We start from the raw sequence: 16,747 nt of genomic DNA, 5'->3' as shown, positions 1-16,747 counted from the left end.
CACAGATTGTCTGATAAATTGTTAAAGAGCGGTGCGACGCGGCGTTCGGCCTGCTGTCGCGAGGTGGCGTATATTACGCTTTCCTCCTTCAGAGTCAAACACTTTTTTCAGCGTTTTTCTCCGGCGGAAGTTCTTAACGAAGCTTCCTCTCTACACCGCATTCCGTAAGTCGTTGTGCCGTGTCGATGGAGGCGCATTATAGGGAGTTGTTCGGCACGCGCAACCGCTAAATTCAATAAAAACAATCGTTCGCTGCATTCCACAGCAAAACCCCGCCTTATACCCGGTTACACACAAAGTTATCCACATCTGCAGCCGGTAATAAATTTAGGCGAGCATCGCGCAAACGTTTTCGCTACAATGCCCCGCGACGTCAAGGATGCCCCTTTTGGGGCGTTACCTGAGGTAAATGTTCTCTTCTATATATAGAAAGAGAAAGTTAAGCCTGATGTAACGCTCTTATTTACGCGAAACAAAGCCAAGGGATAAAACCACCATGCAACAACGTCGTCCTGTACGCCGCGCTCTGCTCAGTGTCTCTGACAAAGCCGGTATCCTCGAATTTGCTCAGGCCCTCTCCCATCGTGGTGTTGAGCTGCTCTCCACAGGTGGCACCGCGCGCCTGCTGGCAGATGCCGGCCTGCCCGTCACGGAAGTTTCTGACTACACCGGTTTCCCGGAAATGATGGATGGACGCGTCAAAACGCTGCACCCCAAAGTGCACGGTGGCATTCTGGGCCGTCGCGGCACTGATGATGCCATCATGGCCGAGCACGCCATCAATCCTATCGACATGGTGGTCGTTAACCTCTATCCCTTTGCCCAGACCGTGGCGAAACCTGACTGCAGCCTGGAAGATGCCGTTGAGAACATTGATATCGGCGGTCCCACTATGGTGCGCTCGGCAGCCAAGAACCACAAAGACGTGGCGATCGTGGTGAAGAGCAGTGACTACGACGCGATCATCGCGGAGCTCGATGCCAACGAAAACTCCCTGACGCTGGAAACCCGTTTCGATCTGGCCATCAAAGCCTTTGAACACACCGCCGCTTACGACAGCATGATTGCCAACTACTTTGGCAGCCTGGTACCGGCCTATCACGGCGAAAGCTCTGCGCCGGCGGGCCGCTTCCCGCGCACCCTGAACCTCAACTTTATTAAAAAGCAGGATATGCGTTACGGCGAGAACAGCCATCAGGACGCTGCTTTCTATATTGAAGAGCAAGTCAGCGAAGCGTCGGTCGCCACCGCACAGCAGCTGCAGGGCAAGGCGCTGTCCTACAACAATATTGCCGATACCGATGCGGCACTGGAGTGCGTCAAGGAGTTCAGCGAGCCAGCCTGTGTTATCGTCAAGCACGCTAACCCATGCGGCGTCGCCGCAGGCGATTCAATTCTTGCCGCCTACGAGCGCGCTTACAAAACCGATCCGACCTCGGCGTTCGGCGGCATCATCGCCTTTAATCGCGAGCTGGATGAAGCGACCGCGCAGGCGATCATCAGCCGTCAGTTCGTGGAAGTCATTATTGCGCCATCGGCCAGTGAAGCGGCACTGCGCGTGACCGCAGCCAAACAGAACGTCCGCGTTCTGGTGTGCGGTCAGTGGCAGAGCCGCGTGGCCGGTCTCGACTTCAAACGCGTCAACGGTGGACTGCTGGTTCAGGATCGCGATCTCGGTATGGTCGATGCCAGCCAGCTGCGCGTTGTCAGCCAACGTCAGCCGACCGAACAGGAACTGCGTGACGCGCTGTTCTGCTGGAAAGTGGCGAAGTTCGTTAAATCCAACGCCATTGTGTATGCACGCGACAACATGACGATCGGTATTGGCGCGGGCCAGATGAGCCGCGTTTACTCTGCCAAAATTGCCGGCATCAAAGCCGCTGACGAAGGACTGGAGGTGAAGGGTTCCGCCATGGCTTCCGACGCCTTCTTCCCGTTCCGCGATGGCATTGATGCTGCGGCGGCAGTGGGCATCACCTGTGTGATCCAGCCGGGCGGTTCCATCCGCGATGATGAAGTGATTGCTGCCGCCGACGAGCACGGCATCGCAATGATCTTCACTGACATGCGTCATTTCCGCCATTAATAGCCTGGAGCCGTAACGATGAAAATTTTAGTGATTGGTAATGGTGGACGTGAACACGCGCTGGCGTGGAAAGCAGCACAGTCGCCGCTGGCAGAAACCGTATTTGTTGCGCCAGGCAACGCCGGTACCGCGCTGGAGCCGGCCCTGCAGAACGTGGCCATCAGCGCCACCGATATTCCGGCACTGCTGGCGTTTGCGCAGCAGGAAAACATCGACCTGACCATCGTCGGACCGGAAGCGCCGCTGGTGATTGGCGTAGTCGATGCGTTTCGCGCTGCCGGCCTGAAAATCTTTGGCCCGACGCAGGCGGCCGCGCAGCTGGAGGGCTCAAAAGCCTTCACCAAAGATTTCCTTGCCCGCCAGCAGATCCCGACGGCGGAATACCAGAACTTCACCGAGGTGGAACCCGCGCTGGCTTACCTGCGTGAGAAAGGCGCGCCGATCGTCATCAAAGCGGACGGTCTGGCCGCGGGTAAAGGCGTCATCGTCGCCATGACGCTGGCCGAAGCCGAAGCGGCAGTACAGGACATGCTGGCCGGCAATGCATTTGGCGACGCAGGTCACCGCATCGTCATCGAAGAGTTTCTTGATGGTGAAGAAGCCAGCTTCATCGTGATGGTGGACGGCGATAACGTCCTGCCGATGGCCACCAGCCAGGATCACAAACGTGTTGGCGACGGCGACACCGGCCCGAACACCGGTGGCATGGGCGCTTACTCACCGGCACCGGTAGTGACCGATGAGATCCACCAGCGCGTGATGGATCAGATCATCTGGCCAACCGTCAACGGCATGAAAGCGGAAGGTAACACCTACACCGGTTTCCTGTATGCCGGTCTGATGATCGACAAAGCCGGTCAGCCGAAGGTGATCGAATTCAACTGCCGCTTCGGCGATCCGGAAACGCAGCCGATCATGCTGCGCCTGCAGTCGGATCTGGTCGCGCTGTGCCTCGCCGCCGTCGACGGCAAGCTCGATCAGCAGCAGTCACAGTGGGATCCGCGCCCGTCACTCGGCGTGGTGCTGGCCGCTGGCGGTTATCCGGGCGACTACAACACGGGCGATCAGATCCACGGTCTGCCGCTGGAAGACGTACCGGACGGGAAGGTATTCCATGCCGGCACCACCCTGAAAGATGACCTGGTGGTAACCAGCGGCGGTCGCGTACTGTGCGTGACTGCGCTGGGTGAAGATGTGGCAGCAGCGCAGAAGAATGCCTACGCGCTGGCGCAGCACATCTCATGGAACGGCAGCTTCTGCCGTAATGATATCGGTTACCGCGCGATTAACCGCAAGTAAGCCCCCGGCGGCGGCCAGCTGGTCGCCGCTAAAAATCAGCCTCTTTCGGCTGCCAGCGGCACTCATCTTCCGGCGTGGCACGCAGCAGTTGAATCCCCTCTGGCGCTTCCAGCCACGACAGGGTAATCGGCTGTTGCTGCCCCTGCTGTTGTCGATACAGCGTCGCCAGCGTGTCGCGATCGAACGCCACATTCACCTGCTGCCCCTCACAGTCACGGACCTGCGTACCGCCCTGCCAGTGCCCCTGCCGCAACAGTACCCGACCACTCAGCAGTGCATTGCTCTGCGCCAGCATGCGCTGCGCGTCAAACCGGTACAGCTCGACGCTGTCGGCGCTGACGGCTTCACGCCGGCCAGCCAGCTGTCGCTGCATAAAATTGAGGTTGCCCTGATGGTCGAAACGCAGGGTTACGTCGTCCGGCTGCTGGCCAGTGACGTGCCGTTCCACGCTCAGCAGTTTATCCGCCTGCCAGATATAGTCGGTAGTTTCCCGGCTATCGCCATTGAAAGGGGTGTAGACAGTACGCAGATGGACGGCTTCGTGGTCGCCGTTTTTACGCCAGATTCGCACCGTGCCACGGTCAGACAGATAGCCGCTGGCGGTGAAAGCCGGAAGATCGGGAGTGGCACTGCAGCCGGTGAGTAATACCCCGAGGAGGATGGCGCAGAGGCGCTGAGAAGAGATGTTCAGCATAGCAGGCCCCGGTAACAAAAAGGGGCGAAATCGCCCCTCTTTTAAAGCTAAACCGCGATGCGGAAAACTTACTTAACAGCGTCTTTCAGTGCTTTACCAGAGACGAACGCTGGCACGTTAGCTGCAGCGATTTTGATCTCTTTGCCAGTCTGCGGGTTGCGACCGGTACGCTCAGCGCGGTGGTTCACTTTAAAAGTACCAAAACCAACCAGTTGTACAGCATCACCTTCTTTCAGAGACTCAGTGATCGCAGCCAGGGTAGATTCCAGCGCAGCTTTAGCCTGGGTTTTAGACAGGTCCGCTTTCTCTGCGATCACATCAATCAGTTGAGTCTTGTTCATAAGTTATCCTTAAAGTGTATTTATCGCTTGCTAAGCAACGAGTGCGAGGGAAAAGCCATATTCTGGCACTCTTCAGCCTGCACGCACCGATAGCCACAATTTTCAGCCCCCCAAATGTAGACCAGACAGGGGGCTGATGTGAAGCCTCCAGGCGCGGTAATTCGGGCCTGAAGTCACGTTTTCTCGCCTTATTGCTGAAAATTTATACCGATGTTACTGATTCCGGCTTCACGCAGGTCTGCACGTAGTCCTTTGATTAGCTCCAGGTCCCGTTCTTCGCACTCTGCCAGCAGGCGAAAAATCTCCCACTGCAGGTCCCATTCGTCAATTACCGCCTGGTTGTCACGCAGCTCTTCGTCGCTCATTTCGCGACCGGCCTGGGTCATTTCGAGGATGGCCACGGTAGTGATCGACGTGCGGCTGACTTCGATGGCGTGCTCCAGCGTTTCACCGCTCAGCTGCGCGTGCAGGAGTTCACTCAGCGCCACGCAGGCGTCAATCGCCGGGTGCACGCCGTAAACGTCAAAGTCGTCACCGTTTGGGATCGCCGCTTCCAGTTTCTCCAGCTGGCTGTCGAAATTGATTTTGGCATCCTTCACCGTCAGGCTTTCCCACACCAGGTCGAGAATGCGGCGATAGAGCTGCGGATCGGCAAACTCGGTCTGCTGACAGAAGGCCCAGTAATTGGGGAACATCCGCTCGCACAGACAGGCCATAAAGGTCATGTGCTGCCAGCTTTCCAGCTTCGCCAGACGCAAATGGACGGGGTTCTGTAACATCAAACTTACTCTCGGTAGATTAGCTGGCGGCAGTGTACCGCAAAAGCCGCACACAAACAGCGTTAGCGCGCATTTTGCCACTTCACAAAAGCGGGACGGCCAGACGCTACGGCATCAGCCCAGCGCGTTGGCTCCGGCAAGCGGTAGCCGGCCATGCAGGCCTCAACCCAGTGCAGTGCGCTGTCGAGGCTGACGCGGTGGCCGGTTGAGACAAACAGCGGGTTGCAGCGCGTCTTGCTGCGCCACACCCAGGCAATCTGCTCGCCTTTATCCATCAGCGGCTGACGACTGCCCGGTGCCGTATCCAGCTCAGCGAAACGGCCGCACAGGCGCTTTTTCGCTACGCCGATGGTCGGCACATCCAGCAGCGAGCCGAAATGCGCGGCAACGCCCAGCCGGCGCGGATGAGAGATGCCATGGCCGTCGACGAACAGCAGGTCGGGCCGCTGCGACAATTGCTGCCACGCCGCCTGCAGGGCTGGAATTTCGCGAAACGAGAGAAAACCGGGGATATAAGGCATGGTGGTCGCGACACGCGCGATGCGATGCTCCACCAGCGTTAATGAAGGGTATTCGAGGATCACCAGGGCGGCGCGCGTTACCTCGCCGCCCTGTTCAAAACCAACATCGGCGCCGCCAATGAAGCGCGGCGGCAGTACGTCAAAATCATCCTGCCGCACCACGCTGGCGGCGAGCTGTACCTGTTGCTGTCGTAGTGCGGCTAAATCCATGCTTATCCCTGATGATATGGTCGTGATAGCCGATGCACCGCCTCCACAAACGCGCCAGCGTGCTCTGGCGGAACATCCTGATGAATCCCGTGACCGAGGTTGAAGACGTGGCCTTCGCCTGCGCCAAAGCCTTCCAGAATCCCTGCCACTTCCTGCTCAATTCGTGCAGGGGGTGCATACAGCATAGACGGATCCATGTTGCCCTGCAGCGCGACTTTATCGCCCACACGGCGCCGCGCTTCGCCAATATCGGTGGTCCAGTCAAGACCCAGCGCATCACAGCCGGTGGCCGCCATCTCTTCCAGCCACTGGCCGCCGCCCTTGGTAAACAGGGTGATGGGCACGCGTCGTCCTTCGTTCTCATGCAGCACGCTGTCGACGATTTTGTGCATGTAATAGAGTGAGAATTCGCGATAGTCGCGCCCGGTCAGCACGCCGCCCCAGGTATCAAACACCATCACCGACTGCGCACCCGCTTTAATCTGCGCGTTGAGGTAAAGGATCACGCTCTCTGCCAGCTTATCCAGCAGCGCGTGCAGTGTCTGCGGCTCGGCGTACATCATCTTCTTGATTTTGGTGAAAGCCTTGCTGCTGCCGCCTTCTACCATGTAGGTTGCCAGCGTCCACGGGCTGCCGGAGAAACCGATCAGCGGCACTTCGCCTTTGAGGTTGTGACGGATGGTGCGCACCGCATTCATCACGTAACCCAGCTCCTGCTCCGGATCCGGCACCGGCAGTTTATCCACATCGGCACGACAGGTGATTGGATGGGAGAAACGCGGGCCTTCGCCGGTCTCAAAGTAGAGCCCCAGGCCCATCGCATCCGGAATGGTGAGGATATCGCTGAAGAGGATCGCGGCATCCAGCGCATAGCGGCGCAGCGGCTGCAGGGTGACTTCGCATGCCAGCTCCGCGTTCTTACACAGCGACATAAAATCACCGGCCTCAGCGCGCGTGGCTTTGTATTCCGGCAGGTAACGCCCGGCTTGTCGCATCATCCATACCGGGGTGATATCCACCGGCTGGCGTAACAGGGCGCGCAGATAACGATCGTTCTTCAGTTCACTCATAATGGGCTCTCTCATGCTAAGGCCGGCAGTGTAGCATTTTCACGCCGCGCTGGCGCGACACAGCGCAACCGTATCTTCAATCAGCCGGCGCGCCACGGTGCCCGGCGGCGGCAACAGGGGCAGATCGTCGTAGCGATACCAGCCAGCATCCAGCAGCTCTTTACCATCGTGCTGCAGCTCGCCGCCATCGTACTCCGCCATGAACGCCATCATCAGCGAGTGCGGGAACGGCCACGGCTGCGAGGTCACGTAACGCACATTTTTTACCCGCACGTTGCTCTCTTCCATCACCTCGCGGGCCACCGCCTGCTCCAGCGTTTCGCCGACTTCGACAAAACCGGCCAGCACGGTGTAGATGCTGTTGCGATGGCGCGCATGGTTTGCCAGCAGGATCTCCTCACCGCGACGAATCGCCACAATGATGCAGGGGGCGATTTGCGGATAGTAGCGCTCCCGGCAGTGGCTGCACAGGCAGGCAAATTCGCGCTTGCTGTGCTGCATTTCATGGCCGCAATAGCCGCACCAGCGATGCGAACGGTAGAACTCTGCCAGCTGCACGCCGCGCCCGGCGAGCTGAAACAGACCGACATCTTCGTCAATCAGCTGGCGCACCGAGGCCATATTGTCCGGACGCGCTTCGCATACCAGCCAGACGTTTTCGCCCTGCCACTCGCCAATCACTCTGCCGCTGCTGCCGGTCAGGCCAAACTCGCCGGATAAGCCATGCGGCAACTCGCCTTGCGGCAACCAAAGTTTCTGCGCAGAGCTGACAATCCACCAGCCAGCGTCTACGCTTGAGATCTCACGTTGCATCTTAATCGTTGTCCTTAGCGTCAAATGGCACGCTGAAATCCTGATGTTAAGTGTGTAATAAACAACTATAACTCACCTGGAGCCCCGTATGCTTACCCAGTTAGATAACCTGACCGAGCGTGTAGGTGGCGGTAATGAATTAGTCGACTCATGGTTGCGCGCCCGTCGACAGCTGCTCGTCACCTATTACGAGTTAATTGGCATGAAGCCGAACAAAGAAGCGCTGACCGCGCTGGATGAACAGGCGCTGGATGCGTTTTGCCATCGTCTGGTGGACTATCTCTCTACCGGCCACTTCAGCGTTTACGAGCGCATCATCAGCGAGATGTCCGGCGACAGCCCGATGATTGCGGCAGCGCAGATCTATCCGGCGCTGGAAGGCAATACTGAACGGCTGATGCAACTGTATGACAGCCATCTGCAGCAGGCCATTAATGACGACAACTGCGTGGATTTCCAGCAGGCGCTGTCAGAAGTGGGCGAAGCGCTGGAGTCACGCTTTACGCTGGAAGACAAACTGATTCAGCTCGCCTGGGATAACCAGCTGGCGCGCCCGCCGGTGGCCAATGACAGCACCATTGCTCGTCCGGCCTGAACCGCTGCAGTTGTAAAAGACTTGTTATTCAGGAAAAGCCCTTTTATGCTGAATGGGCTTTTTTATTGTCTTTTTAACGACAATCCACAATCAAACTTTGCGATATAAGCGCAGCGTGCAGCAGTCAGTAAAGTCGCTTATCGCGTAAAACGTAAACTTGTCGGAGTGCCCTTAGGGGCTGAGACCGTTAATTCGGGATCCGCGGAACCTGATCAGGTTAGTACCTGCGAAGGGAACAAGAGTAGATGTGATCAGCACGGTGCAGTCAGGCGCCCGCACCGTTTCTGTTACTCCTTCCGGACTCCGGACAAGCAGCTTCCCCTTGTTTTCAGGAAACTTGCTATGTCTGATGCTAAAACCTCACGTCGTGAACAACGCGCGCAGGCGCAAAAATTTATCGATTCGCTCCAGGGAACCGCCTTCCCTAACTCAAAACGTATCTGGATCAGCGGCAGCCGCGCGGATATCCGCGTCCCGATGCGCGAAATTCAGCTCAGCCCGACGCACACCGGCGGCAGCAAAGATCATCCGCAATACGCAGAAAATGAACCGGTGCCGGTGTATGACACTGCCGGTGCCTATGGCGATCCCCACGCGACCATTAATGTGCATCAGGGTCTGGCAAAATTACGCGCCGGCTGGATTGCCGAACGCAACGACAGCGAAACCATCAGCGCACTCAGCTCAAGCTACAGTCAGCAGCGGCTGGCAGATGACGGGCTGGATCATCTGCGTTTTGAACACCTGCCGCAGCCGCGCCGGGCCAAAGCGGGTCGCCGCGTCACGCAGCTGCACTATGCGCGTCAGGGCATTATCACGCCGGAGATGGAGTTCATCGCGCTGCGCGAAAACATGGGACGTGAGCGTATCCGCAGTGCAACGCTGTTGCAGCAGCACGCCGGCCACGGCTTTGGCGCGCAGCTGCCGGAGAATATCAGCGCCGAATTTGTGCGCGCTGAAGTGGCCAGCGGCCGCGCCATCATTCCTGCCAACATCAATCATCCGGAATCGGAGCCGATGATTATCGGCCGCAATTTTCTGGTGAAGGTCAACGCCAACATCGGCAACTCGGCGGTAAGTTCGTCGATTGAAGAGGAAGTGGAAAAACTGGTGTGGGCCACGCGCTGGGGGGCAGATACCGTGATGGATCTGTCGACCGGCCGCTATATCCATGAAACGCGCGAGTGGATTTTGCGCAACAGTCCGGTGCCGATCGGCACGGTGCCAATCTATCAGGCGCTGGAAAAGGTCAACGGCATCGCAGAAGATCTTAACTGGGACATTTTCCGCGATACCCTGCTGGAACAGGCTGAGCAGGGTGTTGATTACTTCACCATTCACGCGGGCGTGCTGCTGCGCTATGTGCCGATGACTGCACAACGGCTGACCGGCATCGTGTCGCGCGGCGGCTCAATCATGGCGAAGTGGTGTCTGTCACATCATCAGGAAAACTTCCTCTACCAGCATTTCCGCGAAATCTGTGAAATCTGCGCCGCCTATGATGTGGCGCTGTCTCTCGGTGATGGTTTACGCCCCGGCTCGATTCAGGACGCCAACGACGAAGCCCAGTTTGCCGAACTGCGTACCTTAGGCGAGCTGACGCAAATCGCCTGGCAATATGATGTGCAGGTCATGATTGAAGGCCCCGGTCACGTGCCGATGCAGATGATCCGCCGCAATATGACCGAGCAGCTGGAACACTGCCATGAAGCGCCGTTTTATACGCTGGGCCCGCTGACGACCGATATCGCGCCGGGCTACGATCATTTCACCTCCGGGATTGGCGCCGCCATGATCGGCTGGTTTGGCTGCGCGATGCTGTGCTACGTCACGCCGAAAGAGCACCTTGGCCTGCCGAATAAAGAGGATGTTAAGCAGGGGCTGATTACCTACAAGATCGCCGCGCACGCTGCCGATCTGGCTAAAGGCCATCCCGGCGCGCAGATCCGCGACAACGCCATGTCGAAAGCTCGCTTCGAGTTTCGCTGGGAAGATCAGTTTAATCTGGCGCTCGATCCGCATACCGCGCGGGCCTATCACGACGAAACCCTGCCGCAGGAATCCGGCAAAGTGGCCCACTTCTGTTCCATGTGCGGCCCCAAATTCTGTTCAATGAAAATCACCCAGGAAGTGCGCGAATTTGCCGCCCGCCAGCAGGCGGAAGCCCAGCCGATAGCGCTGGGGATGGCGCAAATGTCCGATGCCTTCCGTAGCCGTGGCGGCGAGCTGTATCACGCCGCCGATGCCCTTAAAGAGGAAAAATGATGACTGAAGCCTTCCCTGCCACCGCGCCAAAACTGGGGCTCTATCCGGTTGTCGACAGCGTGTTGTGGATTGAACGCCTGCTGGCAGCCGGCGTGCGCACCCTCCAGCTGCGCATCAAAGATGGCGATGATCGCCAGATTGAAGCCGCGGTACGCGATGCCATCGCCCTGGGCAAACAGTACGGCGCGCGGCTGTTTATCAACGATTACTGGCGTTTAGCGATTAAGTACAACGCCTATGGTGTGCATCTTGGTCAGGAAGATCTGGATGTGGCCGACCTGAACGCTATCCGCCACGCCGGCTTACGCCTGGGTCTGTCGACACACGATGACGCCGAGCTGGATCGCGCACTGGCGCTGCGTCCGTCCTATATTGCGCTCGGCCACATCTTTCCGACACAAACCAAAGAGATGCCCTCTGCGCCGCAGGGCATTGCCGAGCTGAAGCGCCATCTGGCGCGGCTACAGCATATTCCCACCGTGGCGATTGGCGGCATTTCGCTGGCACGCGTGCCGGAGGTGCTGGCGACTGGCGTCGGCAGCATTGCCGTGGTCAGCGCGATTACCCAGGCGGAAGACTGGCAGGCGGCCACCCGCCAGCTGCTGGCGCTGGTAGAATCCCCAGAGCATGTCGCATAAGCGTTGTAACTGACTGCAACGGCGCTAAAAATCCGCGAATACGGCGCGCAAACGGCAGCAGTCAGGGCTGGCGCGACCGGGGACAAGCGCTAAAGTGAGCCTGCCCGCTGTCGCTTGCAGCGGGCCAGGGCTGGCTTCCCCGACTCTCTGTCCGGCCCTGCCTTTCCACCGTTATTCTGTCAGGGAGGTGATATGGCGCGTTTCCGCACTGCAGGCCTGCATGGCACGCTCCACGGCTGCGCCGAGGCTGGCAATCGCCTGCTCGGTTTGCTCATTCATTGGCAGACCATAATTGAGGCGCAGACAGTTGCGATATTTACCCGCCGCCGAAAACAGCGAACCGACCGCCACCTGGATTTTCAGCTCCCGCAGCTCCGCATTCAGCCGCACCGCATCGAAGGCTTCCGGCAGCTCAATCCACATCAGGAAACTGCCCTGCGGCCGCGAGACGCAAATGCCGCAGGGAAAATAGTGGCGCACCCAGCAACTAAACGTCTCATAGTTACGCTGATACACCTGACGCATGCGGCGCAAATGCGGCAGGTAATGGCCCTGACGAATAAACTCTGCGACCGCATACTGCGGCTGCGTTGCCGTCGAACCGGTGCCAATATATTTCATGTGCAGTACGCGATCGCGATAGCGTCCCGGCGCGACCCAGCCCACGCGCAAGCCGGGCGCCAGGGTTTTGGAAAACGAGCTGCACAGCAGCACGCGGCCATCCATATCCAGCGATTTGATGGTGATCGGACGCGGATACTCCCACGCCAGCTCGCCATAGACATCATCCTCAATGATTGCCGCGTCAAAGCGCTGCGCCAGCGTCAGCAGCGCGCGCTTACGCGTTTCCGGCATGATAAATCCGAGCGGATTATTGCAGTTGGGTACCACCACCACCGCTTTGATTGGCCACTGCTCAAACGCCAGCTCCAGCGCCTCAAGGCTGATCCCGCTGACCGCATCGGTAGGGATTTCAATGGCGCGAATGCCCAGACCGCGCAGTGTCTGCATGGTGCCGTGAAACGCTGGCGACTCGACGGCAATGATATCGCCTGGCTCGCACACGGCGCGAATCGACACCGACAGCGCTTCATGGCAACCGGTAGTGATGACAATATCTTCCGCCGTCAGCTGACAGCCGCTGTCAATTGTCAGCCGCGCAATCTGCTCGCGCAGCGCTGCCACGCCGAGCAGGCTGTCATAGTTGAGCTGATCAATATCCTGCTTCTGCGCCATGCGGCCCATGATTTTCCACAGCGGCTTGAGCGTCGGCTGGGTCAGGTCCGGCATGCCGCTGCCCAGCTGCAGCACGTCGCCATTAATGCGGCTGCTCAGCAGCTCCAGCACCGATTCCCACTGGGTGATCTCAACCGGACGCTGTACGGGTCGGGTCATTGCGGGAACCGGCGGCGTGGCTTTACGGGTAGCGACAAAATAGCCGGAACGCGGCTGCGGCACGATAAGCTGCTTCTCTTCCAGCAGATGATAAGCCTGCTGCACGGTACTGATGCTGACGCCGTGCTCAATGCTGAGCGTACGCACCGAGGGCAAGCGTTCGCCGCTGCGATACAGCCCCTGCTCAATACGGTCTGAAAGCAGACAGGCCAGATGTTGATAGCGCGTCATTGTGTGCCTCGCTGCGTTAACGGTGATCAAAAATCAGTACAGATGACGCCTATTTCTACCATTCAGATCGGTACGGGCGCAATCTGTATGTTAAAGATAAGTGATTTTTGAATCTGTATTGAATTCGCCATCAGAGGGAAAATGTTGTTCAGACATCATACTGAGGGCTGGGATAATGGAATTCGATCAGAACCGGGCGGCAAAACCGTTCAGCGTGACCTTACTCGATATCTTCCGTGGCGGCGTGCGCGCGATAAAACGCTGGCATGCCAGACGGGAAACGCGGGAGATTCTTTCGCACCTGAGTGATGCGCAGCTGCGTGACATCGGGCTGACGCGTCAGGATATCAATCAGAAATAACGCGGATTTCAGACGAAAAAAAACCCTGCCGAGGCAGGGTTTTTTCATGGTCAGCAGAGCAGACGATTATTCGTCGTCGCTACCGCCCAGACCGGCGTTCAGCAGCTCAGCGAGGCTGGCAGAGGCTTCATCCGCAGTTACCTGCGGTGCAACCGGTGCTTCACCCGCCTGACGGCGACGCATACGATCCTGGTGGTAAGCATAACCGGTACCGGCCGGGATCAGACGACCCACGATAACGTTCTCTTTCAGGCCGCGCAGTTCGTCGCGCTTGCCTGCTACTGCTGCTTCGGTCAGGACACGGGTGGTCTCCTGGAACGATGCCGCAGAGATGAACGATTCGGTTGCCAGCGAGGCTTTGGTGATACCCAGCAGGTCACGCATGTACGTCGCGCCGATTTTGCCGTTCGCTTCCAGATCGCGGTTGGAGATCTTGATACGAGAGACTTCCGCCTGCTCGCCTTCCAGGAACTCCGAGCTACCCGCGTTCATGATGGTTGCTTTACGCAGCATCTGACGCACGATGACTTCGATGTGCTTATCGTTAATCTTAACGCCCTGCAGGCGGTAAACTTCCTGCACTTCGTTAGTGATGTAACGGGTCACAGCATGGACGCCACGCAGACGCAGGATGTCGTGCGGAGACTCCGGGCCGTCGGATACGACGTCACCACGTTCTACACGTTCACCTTCGAATACGTTGAGCTGACGCCATTTCGGAATCATCTCTTCATACGGATCGCTACCGTCAACCGGGGTGATCACCAGACGACGCTTGCCTTTGGTCTCTTTACCGAAGGAGATGATACCGCTGATCTCCGCCAGGATAGCTGGCTCTTTCGGACGACGCGCTTCGAACAGGTCGGCAACGCGTGGCAGACCACCGGTGATGTCCTTGGTACCGCCAGATTCCTGCGGAACACGCGCCAGGGTATCACCCGAGCTGATCTTCACGCCATCTTCCAGCTGCACAATCGCTTTACCTGGCAGGAAGTACTGTGCCGGCATGTCGGTGCCCGGGATCAATACGTCGTTGCCGTTGGCATCAACGATTTTCAGTGCCGGACGCAGGTCTTTACCGCCCGCAGTACGCTCTGCAGAATCCAGTACCACCAGCGATGACAGACCAGTGAGGTCGTCAGTCTGACGGGTAATGGTCTGACCGTCGATCATGTCGGTGAAGCGGATGAAACCGCCCACTTCGGTGATAACCGGCATGGTGTGTGGATCCCAGTTTGCAACGGTTTCGCCCGCGGCAACCTGCTCGCCATCACCTTTCGCCATGACCGCACCGTAAGGCACTTTATAGCTCTCTTTGGTACGACCGAACTCGTCGATCATCTTCAGCTCAACGTTACGCGAGACGATAACCAGTTTCCCGGAGGAGTTGGTTACTGACTTGGCGTTGGTCAGCTTGATAGTACCTTTGTTCTTCACCTGAATGCTGGATTCAGCTGCCGCACGCGATGCCGCACCACCGATGTGGAAGGTACGCATGGTCAGCTGGGTACCCGGCTCACCGATGGACTGTGCTGCGATAACGCCGATGGCCTCACCTTTGTTGATGATGTGACCACGTGCCAGATCGCGACCGTAGCAGTGTGCACACACACCGAAGTCGGTTTCACAGCTCACCACGGAACGCACTTTAATTGCGTCCACGGAGTTCAGTTCAACCACGTCACACCAGTGCTCATCGATCAGGGTGTTACGCGGGATCAGGATGTCCGCAGTGCCCGGCTTCAGCACGTCTTCTGCCGTCACACGACCCAGTACACGCTCACGCAGCGGCTCTTTAACGTCGCCACCTTCGATGACCGGAGTCATCATGATGCCTTCGAATGTGCCACAGTCGTCTTCGGTGACCACCAGGTCCTGCGCCACGTCAACCAGACGGCGGGTCAGGTAACCGGAGTTCGCCGTTTTCAGTGCGGTATCGGCCAGACCTTTACGCGCACCGTGGGTCGAGATGAAGTACTGGAGTACGTTCAGACCTTCACGGAAGTTCGCGGTGATCGGCGTCTCGATGATGGAGCCATCTGGCTTCGCCATCAGACCACGCATACCTGCCAGCTGACGAATCTGTGCCGCAGAACCACGCGCACCGGAGTCGGCCATCATGTAGATGCTGTTGAACGAAACCTGCTGCTCTTCTTCGCCGTGACGGTTGATCACGGTTTCGGTCTGCAGGTTATCCATCATCGCTTTGGATACGCGTTCGTTAGCCGCAGCCCAGATATCGATGACTTTGTTATAACGTTCGCCCGCGGTAACCAGACCAGACTGGAACTGCTCCTGGATCTCGGCCACTTCCGCTTCGGCTTCTGCAATGATTTCTGCTTTCTTGGCAGGAATCACCATGTCGTCGATACCGACTGAGGCACCTGAACGGGCTGCATAGGCAAAGCCGGTGTACATGGTCTGGTCAGCAAAGATAACGGTCGGCTTCAGGCCCAGGATGCGGTAACAGGTGTTCAGCATCTTAGAGATCGCTTTCTTACCCAGCGCCTGGTTGACGATGGAGTAAGGCAAACCTTTCGGTACGATCATCCACAGGATCGCACGACCAATGGTGGTGTCGATCAGGCTGGTTTTCGCAACGAGCTCTTCCTGCTCATTTTTGCTGTATTCAGTGATACGCACTTTAACGCGTGCATGCAGCTCGGCCTGGCCAGCGCGGTAAACACGCTCAGCTTCTTTCGGGCCGGTCAGTACCATGCCTTCGCCTTTGGCGTTCACTTTGTCACGGGTCATGTAGTACAGACCCAGAACAACGTCCTGTGAAGGAACGATGATTGGCTCGCCGTTCGCTGGAGACAGAATGTTGTTGGTAGACATCATCAGCGCACGCGCTTCCAGCTGGGCTTCCAGCGTCAGCGGTACGTGAACAGCCATCTGGTCACCATCGAAGTCGGCGTTATACGCCGCACACACCAGCGGGTGCAGCTGGATCGCTTTACCTTCGATCAGAACCGGTTCAAACGCCTGGATACCCAGACGGTGCAGGGTTGGTGCACGGTTCAGCAGTACCGGGTGTTCGCGAATCACTTCATCTAGGATATCCCAGACCACCGCTTCTTCGCGCTCAACCATTTTCTTGGCCGCTTTAATGGTGGTCGCGAGGCCACGCAGTTCCAGCTTGCCGTAGATGAACGGTTTGAACAGTTCCAGTGCCATTTTCTTCGGCAGACCGCACTGATGCAGACGCAGGTATGGACCGACGGTGATAACCGAACGACCGGAGTAGTCAACACGTTTACCCAGCAGGTTCTGACGGAAACGACCCTGCTTACCTTTGATCATGTCGGCCAAAGATTTCAGAGGACGTTTGTTAGAGCCGGTGATGGCACGACCGCGACGGCCGTTATCCAGCAGGGCATCTACCGCTTCCCGCAGCATACGTTTTTCGTTACGTACGCTGCTATCTGGCGCAGCCAGATCCCGCAGAC

The 16,747-nt window shown here is 57.9% G+C and carries 14 protein-coding genes and 1 riboswitch; of the genes, 6 read left to right on the top strand and 8 right to left on the bottom strand.

Translation table 11 applies throughout. The features are described 5' to 3' along the window. Nucleotides 1–496 precede the first annotated feature (496 nt). On the top strand, nt 497–2,086 hold the full coding sequence (purH, locus tag FT726_RS22180; protein WP_346303451.1) for a bifunctional phosphoribosylaminoimidazolecarboxamide formyltransferase/IMP cyclohydrolase: 1,590 nt from the start codon (nt 497–499) through the stop codon (nt 2,084–2,086). Between the two features lie 18 nt (nt 2,087–2,104). Continuing rightward, nucleotides 2,105–3,385 (top strand): phosphoribosylamine--glycine ligase, encoded by a 1,281-nt coding sequence (purD, locus tag FT726_RS22175; protein WP_021508193.1) that lies wholly within the window; start codon nt 2,105–2,107, stop codon nt 3,383–3,385. A gap of 28 nt (nt 3,386–3,413) precedes the next feature. Here purD and FT726_RS22170 read toward each other — a convergent pair whose 3' ends face one another. The 6 genes from FT726_RS22170 to nudC form a co-directional block, all read right to left on the bottom strand. Beyond that, on the bottom strand, nt 3,414–4,079 hold the full coding sequence (locus tag FT726_RS22170) for a DUF1481 domain-containing protein (protein WP_150059787.1): 666 nt from the start codon (nt 4,077–4,079) through the stop codon (nt 3,414–3,416). Between the two features lie 68 nt (nt 4,080–4,147). After that, nucleotides 4,148–4,420, bottom strand: coding sequence for a nucleoid-associated protein HU-alpha (gene hupA / locus FT726_RS22165; protein WP_006121511.1), 273 nt, complete (start codon nt 4,418–4,420; stop codon nt 4,148–4,150). Between the two features lie 188 nt (nt 4,421–4,608). Then, nucleotides 4,609–5,199, bottom strand: a complete 591-nt coding sequence (locus FT726_RS22160; protein ID WP_058758906.1) for a YjaG family protein — start codon at nt 5,197–5,199, stop codon at nt 4,609–4,611. A 62-nt stretch (nt 5,200–5,261) separates the two neighbouring features. Then, nucleotides 5,262–5,930, bottom strand: coding sequence for a deoxyribonuclease V (gene nfi, locus FT726_RS22155; RefSeq protein ID WP_058758905.1), 669 nt, complete (start codon nt 5,928–5,930; stop codon nt 5,262–5,264). Nucleotides 5,931–5,932: 2 nt separating this feature from the next. Next, nucleotides 5,933–7,000 (bottom strand): uroporphyrinogen decarboxylase, encoded by a 1,068-nt coding sequence (gene hemE, locus FT726_RS22150; protein ID WP_132467026.1) that lies wholly within the window; start codon nt 6,998–7,000, stop codon nt 5,933–5,935. Between the two features lie 39 nt (nt 7,001–7,039). Beyond that, nucleotides 7,040–7,813, bottom strand: a complete 774-nt coding sequence (gene nudC / locus FT726_RS22145) for an NAD(+) diphosphatase (protein WP_021508198.1) — start codon at nt 7,811–7,813, stop codon at nt 7,040–7,042. Between the two features lie 88 nt (nt 7,814–7,901). On the opposite strand from nudC, the gene FT726_RS22140 reads away from it, so the two are divergent. From FT726_RS22140 to thiE, 3 genes are all read left to right on the top strand, one after another. Next, on the top strand, nt 7,902–8,408 hold the full coding sequence (locus FT726_RS22140; RefSeq protein ID WP_021508199.1) for an Rsd/AlgQ family anti-sigma factor: 507 nt from the start codon (nt 7,902–7,904) through the stop codon (nt 8,406–8,408). Nucleotides 8,409–8,559: 151 nt separating this feature from the next. Then, nucleotides 8,560–8,660, top strand: a riboswitch (TPP riboswitch). Nucleotides 8,661–8,750: 90 nt separating this feature from the next. Beyond that, the gene (thiC, locus tag FT726_RS22135; RefSeq protein WP_088517690.1) at nt 8,751–10,673 is read left to right on the top strand and encodes a phosphomethylpyrimidine synthase ThiC; all 1,923 of its coding nucleotides are present in this window, start codon (nt 8,751–8,753) and stop codon (nt 10,671–10,673) included. Beyond that, nucleotides 10,673–11,311, top strand: a complete 639-nt coding sequence (gene thiE, locus FT726_RS22130) for a thiamine phosphate synthase (RefSeq protein WP_297203853.1) — start codon at nt 10,673–10,675, stop codon at nt 11,309–11,311. The genes thiC and thiE overlap by 1 nt, the downstream gene beginning before the upstream one ends. 171 nt (nt 11,312–11,482) lie before the next feature. Here thiE and FT726_RS22125 read toward each other — a convergent pair whose 3' ends face one another. Beyond that, on the bottom strand, nt 11,483–12,937 hold the full coding sequence (locus tag FT726_RS22125) for a PLP-dependent aminotransferase family protein (RefSeq protein WP_211725630.1): 1,455 nt from the start codon (nt 12,935–12,937) through the stop codon (nt 11,483–11,485). 175 nt (nt 12,938–13,112) lie between these two features. Between FT726_RS22125 and FT726_RS22120 the strand changes: the two genes are divergently transcribed. After that, nucleotides 13,113–13,298, top strand: a complete 186-nt coding sequence (locus tag FT726_RS22120; protein WP_021508203.1) for a DUF1127 domain-containing protein — start codon at nt 13,113–13,115, stop codon at nt 13,296–13,298. Nucleotides 13,299–13,364: 66 nt separating this feature from the next. Here FT726_RS22120 and rpoC read toward each other — a convergent pair. Next, on the bottom strand, nt 13,365–16,747 hold a 3,383-nt coding region (gene rpoC / locus FT726_RS22115), incomplete at its 5' end, for a DNA-directed RNA polymerase subunit beta' (RefSeq protein ID WP_346303450.1).

This window comes from Pantoea sp. Morm (assembly GCF_016643525.1).
Lineage (GTDB): Bacteria > Pseudomonadota > Gammaproteobacteria > Enterobacterales > Enterobacteriaceae > Pantoea > Pantoea dispersa.
This window is presented reverse-complemented; position numbering and strand designations above follow the sequence as displayed.